Source organism: Pseudomonas sp. 7P_10.2_Bac1, from assembly GCF_025465935.1.
Lineage (GTDB): Bacteria > Pseudomonadota > Gammaproteobacteria > Pseudomonadales > Pseudomonadaceae > Aquipseudomonas.
This window is the reverse complement of record NZ_JANLNV010000088.1, coordinates 1-13,011: the sequence shown is the minus strand read 5'-3', so window position 1 is coordinate 13,011 and position 13,011 is coordinate 1. Positions and strand designations below refer to the sequence as shown.

The window sequence follows — 13,011 nt, the reverse complement described above, 5'->3', positions numbered from 1 at the left end:
AGAACTGTCACATGAGAATCGCCTAATTATGTGAAGCGTTTGACGCTTTCATTTCAGAATAATGTCGGAGACCGGGATCAATGAAGAAGTTAGCAAGCCCTATGGTGGGGGTCGCCATGGCGAGCTTTATGCTGTCAGCACACGCAGACTTTATCGATGACAGCCATGCCGATTTAACCCTGCTCAACCGCTACCTCAACCAGCAAGGCCGCGATGTGGTGAACAGCAACGCCAAGGCCCACAGCGTTCGTGATTGGGGTCAGGGCTTTGAATTCAACTTCAAGTCTGGTTATACCGAAGGCACCGTTGGCTTTGGTCTGGACTTGCAGGGGTTCTACGGTCTGAAACTGGACTCCGGTGGTGACTTGAATGACAAGTCTCACCAGGGGCGCTATCCAGGCAGCATGTTTCCGCTGGACGACGGCAAGTCCGCCGACCAGTTCGGCGTGCTGAGCCCAACCTTCAAAATGCGCTTTGCCAAAGATGAACTGCGTGTCGGCACGCTATTCGGCAACAACCCGGTTCTGGCCAACACCGACGGCCGCTTGTACCAGCAGACCAACACCGGCGTGCAACTGGTGTCCAAGGACTTGACCGACTTCACCTTCACCGCAGGTGACATCCTCAAGAGCAAAATCCGCAACGAAACCGGCGACCAGGGCATGATCACCGCTGGCGGTACCAAAGAAAGCGATCGCTTCCTCTACGGCGGTGCCGACTACACCGGCTTGCCGGGCACCACCCTCAGCCTGTGGTACTCCAACCTTGAAGATTACTACCAGCAGTTCTACTTGGGGGCCAAACGTCACGACGCGGTGGCAGTAGGTGCATTTGACACCGACGTACGCTTGTACCGCAGCCTTGGAGTGGGCGGCAACGCGGATGGCGACAAGGACTATTCCGCTGCCGGCCTGTACGACAATGGCGTCTCCAAGGGTCGCATCAACCAGTCCACTGTCAGCCTGCTGGAAAGCTACACCCTGGACGGCCATACCGTCGGGCTCGGCATACAGAAGAACAGCGGCGACAGTGACTTCCCGTACCTGGATTCCGGTTTGAACAGCGGCGACAACCGTCAAGGCCCTGGTTCAGGTGCCGACACACCGACCATCACCAACATGCAACTGAACAAGTTCCAGCATGCGGGCGAACGCACCTGGTTGGCACAGTACAAATATGACTTCAGCAAGCTGGGCATCAATGGTCTAACCTTCGCAACGTCCTACGCCCACGGTGATGACATTCGTACCGCGCAAGGCACCACCACCGAATGGGAACGCAACATCACCGTTGCCTATCAAGTCCCGACCGGCACCTTTAAAGGCCTGGGCGTGACCTGGCGTAATGCCCACGCCAGCCCGGATATCACAGGCGCCACCGAACAAGACGAAAACCGCTTCTATGTCAGCTATGTAGTTCCACTCTGGTAGTAAAACCGGCAGCACAGTAGTTGCTGATCAAACATGAGGCGGCCTGCCGTCCGCATCGCAGCCCCACACTTGGTCAGCGACTACAAAAACCGCAATAAAAAGGGCCTGCACGTTGCTCACGTGCAGGCCCTTTGCACTTTTAGTGGCGCTTACATCCCGAGCCAGTTCGGCAGTGCCAGCGACACAAACGGTACGTACGTCACCAGAATCAAGAACGCCAGCATCACCAGCAGCCACGGCGATACTGCGCGCACCACACGTGTCAGTGGCATCCCTGTCACGGCCGAGGTGACAAACAGGTTGAGCCCGGTTGGCGGAGTGATCAGCCCGATTTCCATGTTCACCACCATGATGATGCCCAAGTGGATCGGGTCGATACCCAATTGCATGGCAATCGGGAACAGGATCGGCGCCAAAATCAAAATGATCGCCGACGGCTCCATAAAGGTGCCTGCCACCAGCAAGACGACGTTCACCACCAGCAAAAACTCAATCGGCGTAAAGCCCTGCTCAACGACCCAGGCGGTGATCGACTGCGGGATCTGTTCTGTGGTCAGCACGTGCGCGAAGAGCATGGCGTTGGCGATGATAAACATCAGCACCACGCTGAGCTTGCCGGCTTCGACAATCACCTTCGGGCATTCGCGAAAGGTCATGTCTTTGTAAATGAAGATGGCCACGAACGCGGCATATACCGCCGCCACAGCCGCCGCCTCGGTCGGTGTGAACATGCCTGAATAGATACCGCCCAGAATGATCACGATCAGCATCAGGCCCCAGCCTGCCTTGCGGCCCGCCGTGACGATTTCCTTGAAGGATGCACGAGGCAAAGCGGGCATGTTTTTGATCCGCGCCAGGATGTAGATGGTGATCATCAACACGACGCCCAGCAACAGCCCTGGAACAACACCGGCCATAAACAGCTTGCCTACCGAGGTTTCGGTGGCCGTGGCGTACACCACCATCACAATCGACGGCGGAATCAGGATGCCCAAGGTACCGGCGTTACAGACGATACCGGCGGCAAATTCCTGTTTGTACCCAGAGCGCACCATCCCGGCGATGACGATAGAGCCCACCGCAGCCACCGTAGCCGGCGATGATCCGCTCAATGCGGCAAACAGCATGCACGCCATGATCGCCGCAATGGCCAGGCCGCCCTTGATATGGCCGACGCAGGCGTTGGCGAAGTCAATCAGGCGGCGAGCCACACCGCCGCTGGTCATGAAAGCGCCCGACAACAGAAAGAAAGGAATGGCGAGCAGCGTGTAGTGCTCACTGGTTTCGAACAGTTTGATTGCCAGTGAACGCACCGAGTCGTTACTGAAGAACAGGATCGTCATGGCCCCGGACAGTCCCAGGGAAATCGCCACCGGAATGCCGATGAACATCAGCACGAACAGAGCGACAAATAGAAAACTGATAGTCATTTGACGGTCTCCGACGTGTCGTTTTCGGCCAGCTTCACGGCCTCGTCCACTTCACTGTGCATGCCCAGCCCTTGCTGTTTACCCTGGATCACACGGATAAACACTTGCAGGAACCGCAGGAACATCAGCGCAAAGCCGATCGGCACGATCATTACGATCTGCCACTGTCGAATACCGAAACGGTCCAGGTCTTCGGCGCTGGTCCCGACGCTGTACAGCGTGGCGACCCACTGTTCGCTGGAATAAGCCATCAGCGCGCAGTAACCCAGGCAGATCACCAGTGCCAGCAACGCTACGCGACGCTGGTTTTCAGGGCGGAACTGGCGCACCAGCAAATCGATGCCAATGTGAGCGCCAATGCGCACGCCCCAGGCCAGCCCGACAAAGATCAACCAGCCAAACATGGCCTTGGTCAGCGCCACGCTCCAGGTCATCTCCTGGGCGATATACAAAATGCCGTCACCCATGCTGAGCATGGCGTCGTTGGCGAAGGGCAAAGAGTCGCCCAGCGAATAAAAAACACCGTAAAGGTTGTTGAACACCACGTACGAGAACGTCACCAGGGTCATGCCTGCGAGCAGGAACGCCACCAGTATTTCTTCCACACGGTTCCAGACACGAAAAAAGGCGTCCATGGGCTATCTCCCTTGATAGAGCGGTCACAAAGCGACGACTAAAACCAATCAAGCCAAGGCGCGACAGGCCTTGCAGGCTGTCGCACCTTGGCAATGCCGCCGGTAAGCGCATCTGTGAATACCGGCGGCAATTGAGGCCTTAACTGCTTTGGTTGGATTGCTCCGCTGCCTTGATCAGGTCGACACCAATGTCGTTTTCAAACTTTTTCCAGACCGGGCGCATCGCATCTCGCCATTGCTCACGCTGCTCCGGCGTGAGGGTGATGATCTCGCTGGTTCCCGAGTCAACGATGGTTTGCTTGGAGGAGCGGTTCAGCTCTTCAGCTTGTTTGTTCACCTCAACCGTGACCTCGGCCATGACCTCGTCCAGCGTGGTGCGCACGTTTTCGGGCAGGCTGTTCCAGAACTTGGTGTTGGTGATCACCATGTAGTCAATGGCGCCGTGATCAGACTCGGTGAAGTACTTTTGCACCTCATTGACTTTCTGGCTCTCATAGTTCGACCAAGTGTTCTCTGTACCGTTTACCACACCCGTTTGCAGGCCTTGATACACCTCGGCGAAGCTCATCTTGCGCGGAGCTGCTCGCAGCGCCTTGAACTGCTCATCCAATACAGCCGACGCCTGCACACGGAACTTCAAACCGCGTGCATCCTTGGGCTCGTGCAGCGCCTTGTTGGCCGACAATTGCTTCATACCGTTATGCCAGTAATTAAGGCCGGTAATCCCCTTGCCTTCCATGGACTTGAGCAGCCCTTGGCCTTCAGGACTTTGCTGGAAGCGATCAAGCGCATGGATGTCGTTGAACAGAAACGGCAGGTCAAAAATCTGGATGGGCTTGGAATAGTGCTCGAACTTGGCCAGTGACGGTGCCAACAACTGGACGTCGCCCAGCAAGAGCGCTTCCATTTCCTTGCCATCACCAAACAGCGAGGAGTTCGGATAGACCTCCACCTTCACCTGACCCGGCAGACGCTCCTCCGCCAGTTTTTTAAACATCAGGGCGCCCTGCCCCTTGGGGGTATGTTCGGCAACCACGTGGGCGAACTTGATACTGATGGGGTCTGCCGCGCTAGCCAGACCAGCGAACAGTGGCAAGGCGCAAACCAGAGCTTTAAGGGTGTGTTTAAACATGGGGCATGTACCTCTTGTTGTTATTGTTTGGTAGTGCTGAGTACTGCAGGGGTTTCTTTCGGGTCAGGCAGACGTCACGCCTGCCCGATTTAGAACGTGCCGGGCATGCCCGATCACAGGTGCATCGACCATCTGCCCATCAACGACATAAACCCCGCCCCCAGTGGCGACCGCGTCCAGTACCCGACGGGCCCAGTCCAGTTCTTCGGGGCCAGGCATAAACGCCGCATGAATCAATGCCACCTGGCTTGGATGAATGCACAACAGGCCGCCAAAGCCCATGTCTCGGGCATCTTCAGCCATGCGGGTCATGCCTTCCGGGTTTTTAATGTCGGGAAAAACGCTATCCAGCGGCGGCGCCAAACGGGCCAGCGTGCTGTGCAGCAAAATAGCGTAGCGGGCCTGGTCAAGCATGCGCTGCGCCGCAGCCGTGCCGCTCATCAATCCCAGGTCCAGGCCCAGATCCAGCGCCCCGAAACTCAGACGCTCAACCTGGCGGGCCCGGGCAATTTCAGGCAACGTCTGCAAACCTTTAGCGCTCTCGATGAGGGGCCAGACAGGTTTGCCGCAAGACGCGGCCAGCTCAACCTGTGCCGCGCTTTCGGCCTTGGGCAGCAAGACCGCGACCACACCTGGGTAACGCGCGCACAGCGCCAGGTCATCGGCCTGCTGCTGGTGCTGCGGCGCATTCACCCGCACCAGCACTCGAGCCTCAGGGTTGGCCTCCAGGCAGGCCTGCAGATTGGCGCGTGCTTGAACTTTGAAGTCTTCTGCCACGGCGTCTTCGAGATCGACGATCACGGCATCGGCGCCGCTGTCCAGCGCCTTGGGAATGCGCTCCGGCCGCGTGGCTGGCACAAACAGCGCCGAGCGAATCAGGGTTGTGTGCATGTATCAGCTCCGTGCTTGCAAAGTGAGGCGTCGGCCTCACACCGCTCCTTGTTGATGGAGGCGCTGAATCTCATCCGCCTCATAACCCAGTTCCGCCAGCAGGCTGTCGGTGTGTTGCCCCAACTCTGGCACCGCATCCATACGCGGCTCGAACGCCGTGTTACGCCCCGGTGGCAGTAGCGCCGCCAACTTACCGGCCGGGCTATCCACCTCACGCCAACGATCACGCGCCTCAAGCTGCGGATGCGCCCAGACACCGGCCATGTCATTGACATGCGCGTTGGCTATCAACGCCGTGTCCAGCCGTGCAATCACTTCATCAGCCGTCATTGCGGCAAACGTCTGAACAATGATTGCCCGCAATTCGGTACGGTTCTCAGAACGTTGCGCGTTTGTATTAAAGCGTGTGTCAGAGACAAGATCAGGTCTCAGCAACACCTTGTCGCAAAACTGCCGCCATTCACGCTCATTCTGCAGACCGAGCATCACCGTACCGCCGTCACCGGTCGGGAACGGGCCATAGGGGTAAATGGTCGCGTGGGCCGCCCCGGCTCTTGGCGGTGGCGTCGCGCCTTGGTAGGCGTAATACAGCGGGTAGCCCATCCATTCCACCAGGCTTTCCAGCATCGACACATCGACGCGGCCGCCCTCACCGGTCTTATCGCGCAACAACAGTGCCGAGAGCACGCCTGTGTAGGCATACATGCCGGCAGCAATATCGGCAATCGAACAACCGGCCTTGGCCATCTCGTCATCACCCGGCCCGCCGGTGACAGACAAAAAGCCGCCTTCGCTCTGGATCAACAGGTCGTAGGCTTTTTTCTGCTCGTAGGGGCCGCCTTCGCCGTAACCCGAAATATCGCAGACGATCAATCGCGGGAAGCGCTTATGCAGGTCGGCAAAAGACAGCCCCATGCGCTGTGCCGCCCCCGGTGCGAGGTTCTGCACCAGCACATCGGCGGTGCTCAGCAGCTTGTCGAGCACCTGCCCCGCTTCCTCCTGCTTGACGTTCAGCGTCAGGCTTTCCTTGGAACGATTGGTCCAGACAAAATGCGAAGCCAAGCCATTGACTCGCTCGTCATAGTCGCGGGCAAAATCGCCGGAACCGGGACGCTCAATCTTGATGACTCGCGCGCCCAGATCAGCCAGTTGCCGGGTACAGAACGGCGCAGCGATAGCGTGTTCCAGGCTGACAACCGTAATACCGTCAAGCGGGCGAGGTTTAGTCGTGAGGGTGTTCATACTGCGCTCCCTGCATGCGTCGTGGTTGTGGTCAGCGCGCCCAAATCGTTCAGCTCACGCAGGTGCCAGACCAAGCCGATCAGCTGCGTCGCCTGCTGCTCGGTGCGCGCGCCGGAGAACGCCAACAGGCGTCGAAACTTGTCTTCCAGCTCGGCACGACTCAGGGTATTGCCCGGATCACCTTTGGGTTCGTCGATGCGCCCGTGCAAGGTTTGCCCTGCAACCGTGGTCACCTCCACGCGCCCCAGCCAACGCTGCGGATAGGCGCCGTCAACCTCCTCATCCAGCACCATGCGCACCTTGTCGCGGAAGTCGGCCACACGAGAATCGGTGAGCGCATGCTGATGAAATTCGGGTAACCCGGCCTTGCCGTACACGGCAATCAAGCCCAGCACCGTGCCCATCGAAAACTTGGCCTGGTGCACGCTTTGCGGCACCTGCACCCGCCCCAGCACATCGATGGCGCCCTGATGAACGCGCGTGGTGACGCCAGCGATGTCGTCCGCGCCGAGGTTTTCGCGGTGCATCAGCGCCAGCAATGCGTCTGCCGCCGGGTGGGTGTGACGACACGACGCGTGATACTTGAACGAAGTCTCAACCAGCGCCCAGCGCTCGCCCAAGCCATCCGACAACTTCTGCGGATCGGCATCGCTGGACATCCCGGCCGCCATACCCTGCTCGCCTTCCAGAATGTTCTGCGCGCCAGTCAGCCCTTCAGCCGTCAGGTAGGCGGCCAGCAGGCCGTCAGCGGCGGCTTTTGCGGTATGTAACTGCTTGGAATCCGCCGCGTCGCGCAAGAACTCCCACAAGCCTGCCGCTTGCGTCCCGGCAGTGCCGAGCAGACGGGTGAATTGCACTTGATTGAACGCCATCAACTTGCCGACACCTACGGCGGCCGCCAGCGTGCCCACCGTGGCGGTGGTGTGGAAGATGCGATAGTGCGAGCGGCCAAGAAACTCACCGATGCGAATCCCCGCTTCATAGCCCGCTACCGCTGCAACGATGAGCTCGCGCCCGGTTTTACCCAGTGCCTGGGCTGCCGCCAGCACGGCTGGAAACACCACCGTTGCCGGGTGCAGCACCGAGCTGTTGTGCAGGTCATCCTGTTCGACCAGGTGCGAACTGGCGCCATTGACCAACGCTGCGAAATACGCCGAGGTGGTTTTGCCGCTGACCACAATACCGGCCGGGCCACTGGCCGGGCCCATCATCGCGGCGTAACGCTCGAACAGCGGGATCGGGTGCGCCCCCTGGCTGGCCAGCGCCGAGCCCAGCCAGTCGAGAAACAAATCTTCGGTGCGATCAATCACCGCTTCAGGCAACTGTGCGTACTGCAGATTGGCCAAAAACTCAGTAAGCGCTTGAGTGTGCTGACTCATACAGCGTTCTCCATGCAAAACGTTAAAACGTGGTCAGAAAGAACGCGGCAGCTCGAGCAGGTGCTCAGCCACGTAAGACAAGATCAGGTTGGTCGAGATAGGCGCTACCTGATACAAACGGGTCTCGCGAAACTTACGCTCCACGTCGTACTCGTTGGCGAAACCAAACCCGCCGTGGGTTTGCAGACACGCGTTGGCGGCCTCCCAACTGGCCTTGGCTGCCAGGTATTTGGCCATGTTGGCCGCCGCGCCGGCATTGCGCCCGTTGTCGTACTCTTCACAGGCACGCCAGCGCATCAAGTCGGCGGCCTCCAGCTCGATATGGGCTTCGGCGATCGGAAATTGCACGCCCTGGTTTTGACCAATCGGGCGACCAAAAACCACGCGATCACGGGCGTACTGCGCAGACTTTTCGTTGAACCAGCGACCATCGCCAATACACTCGGCAGCGATCAAAGTACGTTCGGCATTCAGCCCATCAAGGATGTAGCGAAAGCCCTTGCCTTCTTCACCGATCAGACTGCTGGCGGGGATCTGCAGGTTGTCGAAAAACAGCTCGTTGGTTTCGTGATTGACCATGTTGGCAATCGGCTGCACGGTCAGGCCGTTACCAATGGCTTCACGCAAGTCGACAAGGAAAATCGACATGCCATCGGCCTTTTTCTGCACCTCGGCCAGCGGCGTGGTGCGGGCCAGCAAAATCATCAGATCGGAGTGCTGAATCCGCGAGATCCAGACCTTTTGCCCATTGATGACATAGGTGTCGCCATTGCGCACGGCCGTGGTCTTGATCTTCGTCGTGTCAGTGCCCGTGGTCGGTTCGGTCACACCCATGGACTGCAGGCGCAATTCACCGCTGGCGAGCTTGGGCAGGTAGTAACGTTTTTGTTCCTCACTGCCATGACGCAACAGGGTAAACATGTTGTACATCTGGCCATGCACAGTGCCGGAGTTACCGCCACAGTGGTTGACTTCTTCCAGAATGATTGACGCTTCAGCCAGCCCCAATCCTGAGCCGCCGTACTCTTCGGGGATCATCGCCGACAGCCAGCCGGCCTCGGTCATGGCCTTGACAAAGGCTTCTGGAAAGCCCTTTTCTTCGTCGATTTTGCGCCAGTATTCCGCCGGGAACTCGGCGCACAAGGCACGCACACCCTCGCGGATCGCGTTGTAGTCGTCGTTCAGATACGGATTCATCTCTGATCCTTATTGTATTTATTGTGCTGAAAGCCATTGGCTGACGGTCAGTCGAAGGTCACTTCACCTTGCTGTGCGATCCCTTCGGCATTTCCGGCCCACAACTCAGCTGTGCCCTTCGCTACGATTCGCCCGCCCACGACAAAGGGCTGCGGCGCTATCAATGGCCGCAAACCGCGATAAGCAAAACGGCGCAGACGCGCGTCAGGGTGGGCACGGCAAAACGCGCGCAGCGCGAGCGTGGCGATCAGCGGCCCATGCACTACAAGCCCCGGATACCCCTCGACTTGCGTCGCGTAAGGCCAGTCGTAGTGAATGCGATGCCCGTTAAACGTGACCGCCGAATAGCGGAACAACAACGTTGGATCGGGCGCAACCGACTCCTCCCACGTACCTGTCGGTAACGGTGCGCCGCCAGCCAGTTTGGGCGGCGTAGGCTCGCGATACACGATGTCCTGTTCTTCACGAATCGCCAATTGCCCGTCTTGGAGGTAGTCATGCTGGACCGTGACAAACAACAACGAGCCGGTCCTGCCGTGCTTTTCCTGAACATTGGTGATGGTGGAAAGACGCGTGGCGTCGGCCCCTACTTTGAGCGGGGTGAAAAACTCGAAGCGGCCACCCGCCCACATACGATTGCGGTTATGCGCCGCAGGAAGGAAACCGCCGCGGGCCGGATGCCCGTCGCCGCCAAGGCCGCCCGCTTCAACGGCAGGCTGGAAGAAGCACCACTGCCACAACACGGGCAAGGGCTCACCGGCTTGCGGAACGCGCTCACCCAATGTCGCGGCAATGCGGGTAACCAGGTTCAGACTGAGATGATCATGGATCTGCTCGGTGCGACCGATCCAGGTGGACAGTTCGTTATCGCTCATCGGTGATGTCTCGTGGCTTGTTGTTTTAACCAAGATTGCTAAAAGCCCGGCGATCTGTGAATCTGCGATTTCGTAAGGGGGCGTTCGGATCTAGTTAACGCCAACTGTGTTGAACAGCATTCAAGCCCAGTGGAAACCTGCCATGCACTTCGATTTAGTCGACCTGCGCCTGTTCATTCAAATCGCCGAATCCCCCAGCATGACCCAAGGCGCGCGCAAGGCATTCATGTCGCCAGCGGCGGCCAGTGCGCGGATCAAAAGCCTCGAAGAAAGCCTCGCCAGCAGCCTGCTTTATCGGGACAGCCGGGGCGTCGAACTGACGCCGGCTGGCAAGCTGTTTCTCAACCATGCGCGGGTGATCATGCGTCAGGTGGACTACATGAAAAATGAGTTCACCGAATATGGCGCCGAAGCCAGCGGGCATATCAGAATCTTTGCCAACACCACCGCAGCCACCGAGTTCTTACCGGAAATCCTCGCTGGCTTTCTGGCCGAACGCCCCGGCGTGACAGTCGATCTTCAGGAGCGCTTGAGCCGCGATATCGTGCGGGGCGTGATGGACGGTACGACAGACATGGGCATCATCGCCGGCCCGATCAAAGCCGATGGATTGCAGGTGATCCACTTCAGCACCGACCAACTCATCTTGGTCACCCCCCTCAATCACCCCTTGGCCAAACGCAAAAAGGTCAAACTGGCCGAAACCCTCGCCTACCCGCACATTGGCTTGCACGAAGGCACCACACTGCTGCGCTTCTTGAATGAACAGGTCGCCTTGAGCAGCCAGACCTTGAACATGCGGATCAAGGTCTACAGCTTCGAAGCCATGTGCCGCATGGTCGAAGCTGGCGTGGGCCTGGCCATCCTCCCCGAGTCCTCGGCGCTGCGCCATCAGAAGACCATGGGCTTGTCGATCATCGAACTGGATGAACCCTGGCGTATCCGCGAGCGCAGCATTCTGGTGCGCGACCTCGAGGCATTGCCCAACGTGACACGCACCCTGATCAATATTTTCTTGCAGCAAAACATCGGCGCCGAGCGTCGCTCCTGACTACGCCGAGGGCACTTTTGAAGCGCTCCTGCCATGCAACAGCCTCGATAATCGGTTAATCACTGACGAACGCTCGAGGCTCCCATGGCAACTACCACGACTGGGCAAGTCAGCCCGAAAACGCTCAAAAAAGTGATTGTCGCCGCTTCGATCGGCAATTTTGTCGAGTGGTTTGATTTCGCCGTGTATGGCTTTTTGGCGACCACCATCGCGCAGCAGTTCTTCCCCAGCGAAGATGCCAGTGCAGCACTGCTCAAGACCTTTGCAGTATTCGCTGTGGCTTTTGCCTTTCGCCCGCTGGGCGGAGTGATTTTCGGCATGCTCGGTGATCGCATCGGCCGCAAGCGAACCTTGGCCATGACCATCCTGCTGATGGCTGCCGCCACCACGTTGATCGGCGTGTTACCCACCTATGCGGCCATTGGCGTGATGGCGCCGATTTTATTGACGCTGATCCGTTGCGCCCAGGGCTTTTCCGCTGGCGGCGAATACGCAGGCGCCTGTGCCTTTCTGATGGAGCATGCCCCGGACCATAAACGAGCCTGGTACGGCAGCTTTGTACCGGTATCAACCTTTTCCGCGTTCGCCGCAGCCGCCGTGGCGGCCTACGCCCTTGAGGCGACCCTTTCGGCAGACGCAATGAACAGCTGGGGTTGGCGCGTCCCCTTCCTGATCGCTGCACCATTGGGACTGGTCGGCCTTTATATGCGCAGCAAACTGGATGAAACCCCGGCGTTCCAGGCCGTCACCCAAGAGCATGACGTCGCCCACTCCCCGCTCAAAGAGACCTTGCGCAACCATGGCGCGGCAATCTGCTGCCTGGGGGCCTTTGTCTCACTCACCGCATTGTCGTTATATGTTCACCACCTACTTCGCCACCTACCTGCAAGTGGCTGGCGGGCTGAGCCGTGCAATGGCGTTGCTGGTGTCGTTGATCGCCCTGGTATTCGCCGCCGCCATCTGCCCGCTGGCGGGCTGGTACTCAGACCGGGTCGGGCGTCGTGTCACGGTCATGACCGCTTGTGCACTGTTGATCGTGGCGGTGTACCCCTCCTTTTTAATGGCCAGCTCCGGAGGGTTCGCGGCGTCGGTTATCGGCGTCATGCTGCTGGCCATTGGCGCGGTGCTGTGTGGCGTGGTGACCGCCGCTTTACTATCCGAAACCTTCCCAACCCGTACCCGCTATACCGCGTCGGCCATCACCTACAACATGGCCTACACCTTGTTTGGCGGTACGGCACCGCTGGTTGCCACCTGGCTGATCAGCACCACCGGCAGCAACCTGTCACCTGCGTTTTACCTGATGGCGGTTGCCGTGCTCGCGTTGGCAGGTGGTTTGGCGCTGCCGGAAACATCGCGGATATCACTGCACGATGTGCCTGGCGCAGAAGGGAAAATCGCCTTGCGGTCTGCTTCTTTAAATCTGTAGTCGCTGCCCAAGGATGCGATCTGGCGCGAAGCGCTTTTATCGGGGCGGTGTATATATCCGTAACCCAAAGTGGCCATTACCCATCGAATGGATATGTACCCAATTACTCAATCGTTATCCCGGTGTACATATCCATTGGATGCGCAACGGCGATCTACGGGTTTCGCCCTTACGGCGAGGCACTTTTGTCAAACAGTCACAAAAGTACCAAAAAGGCCTCGCCCACAGCGTACGGCCTTCGCTGCGCTCAGGTTCCCTCACTCCGGCCCCGCTCACGCCGCCACGGGCCATCCATGGCCCATCGCGGCTCTCCCGGCATC

The 13,011-nt window shown here is 58.8% G+C and carries 10 protein-coding genes and 1 pseudogene; 3 read left to right on the top strand and 8 right to left on the bottom strand.

What is annotated here, in order from left to right; genetic code table 11:
- The first annotated feature begins 101 nt into the window (after positions 1-101).
- Positions 102-1,430 carry an OprD family porin gene (locus tag NTD86_RS20465; RefSeq protein WP_262205213.1) on the top strand — a complete coding sequence of 443 codons (1,329 nt, stop codon included), beginning with the start codon at positions 102-104 and terminating at the stop codon, positions 1,428-1,430.
- A 149-nt stretch (positions 1,431-1,579) separates the two neighbouring features.
- On the opposite strand, the gene dctM is transcribed toward NTD86_RS20465, so the two are convergent.
- The 8 genes from dctM to NTD86_RS20425 all read right to left on the bottom strand — a co-directional run bounded on the left by dctM (position 1,580) and on the right by NTD86_RS20425 (position 10,211).
- Positions 1,580-2,860, bottom strand: a complete 1,281-nt coding sequence (dctM, locus tag NTD86_RS20460; RefSeq protein ID WP_262205013.1) for a C4-dicarboxylate TRAP transporter large permease protein DctM — start codon at positions 2,858-2,860, stop codon at positions 1,580-1,582.
- On the bottom strand, positions 2,857-3,495 hold the full coding sequence (locus NTD86_RS20455; protein WP_262205012.1) for a TRAP transporter small permease: 639 nt from the start codon (positions 3,493-3,495) through the stop codon (positions 2,857-2,859). The genes dctM and NTD86_RS20455 overlap by 4 nt, the downstream gene beginning before the upstream one ends.
- A gap of 139 nt (positions 3,496-3,634) precedes the next feature.
- Positions 3,635-4,627, bottom strand: coding sequence for a TRAP transporter substrate-binding protein (locus NTD86_RS20450; protein WP_262205011.1), 993 nt, complete (start codon positions 4,625-4,627; stop codon positions 3,635-3,637).
- A gap of 63 nt (positions 4,628-4,690) precedes the next feature.
- A complete protein-coding gene (locus NTD86_RS20445) occupies positions 4,691-5,518 on the bottom strand; it encodes an HpcH/HpaI aldolase/citrate lyase family protein (protein WP_262205009.1) in 828 nt (275 codons plus the stop codon).
- A gap of 36 nt (positions 5,519-5,554) precedes the next feature.
- Positions 5,555-6,760 carry a CaiB/BaiF CoA transferase family protein gene (locus tag NTD86_RS20440; RefSeq protein ID WP_262205008.1) on the bottom strand — a complete coding sequence of 402 codons (1,206 nt, stop codon included), beginning with the start codon at positions 6,758-6,760 and terminating at the stop codon, positions 5,555-5,557.
- Positions 6,757-8,139 (bottom strand): MmgE/PrpD family protein, encoded by a 1,383-nt coding sequence (locus NTD86_RS20435; RefSeq protein WP_262205006.1) that lies wholly within the window; start codon positions 8,137-8,139, stop codon positions 6,757-6,759. Before NTD86_RS20435 ends, NTD86_RS20440 begins: the two co-directional genes overlap by 4 nt.
- 33 nt (positions 8,140-8,172) lie before the next feature.
- Positions 8,173-9,336: an acyl-CoA dehydrogenase family protein gene (locus NTD86_RS20430; protein ID WP_262205005.1), complete on the bottom strand. Its 1,164-nt coding sequence runs from the start codon at positions 9,334-9,336 to the stop codon at positions 8,173-8,175.
- A gap of 47 nt (positions 9,337-9,383) precedes the next feature.
- Positions 9,384-10,211 (bottom strand): MaoC family dehydratase N-terminal domain-containing protein, encoded by an 828-nt coding sequence (locus NTD86_RS20425; protein ID WP_262205003.1) that lies wholly within the window; start codon positions 10,209-10,211, stop codon positions 9,384-9,386.
- Between the two features lie 142 nt (positions 10,212-10,353).
- Between NTD86_RS20425 and NTD86_RS20420 the strand changes: the two genes are divergently transcribed.
- Positions 10,354-11,262, top strand: a complete 909-nt coding sequence (locus NTD86_RS20420; protein ID WP_262205002.1) for a LysR family transcriptional regulator — start codon at positions 10,354-10,356, stop codon at positions 11,260-11,262.
- 84 nt (positions 11,263-11,346) lie between these two features.
- A pseudogene (locus NTD86_RS24385) lies at positions 11,347-12,691 on the top strand (MFS transporter).
- The last annotated feature ends 320 nt before the right edge of the window (positions 12,692-13,011 follow it).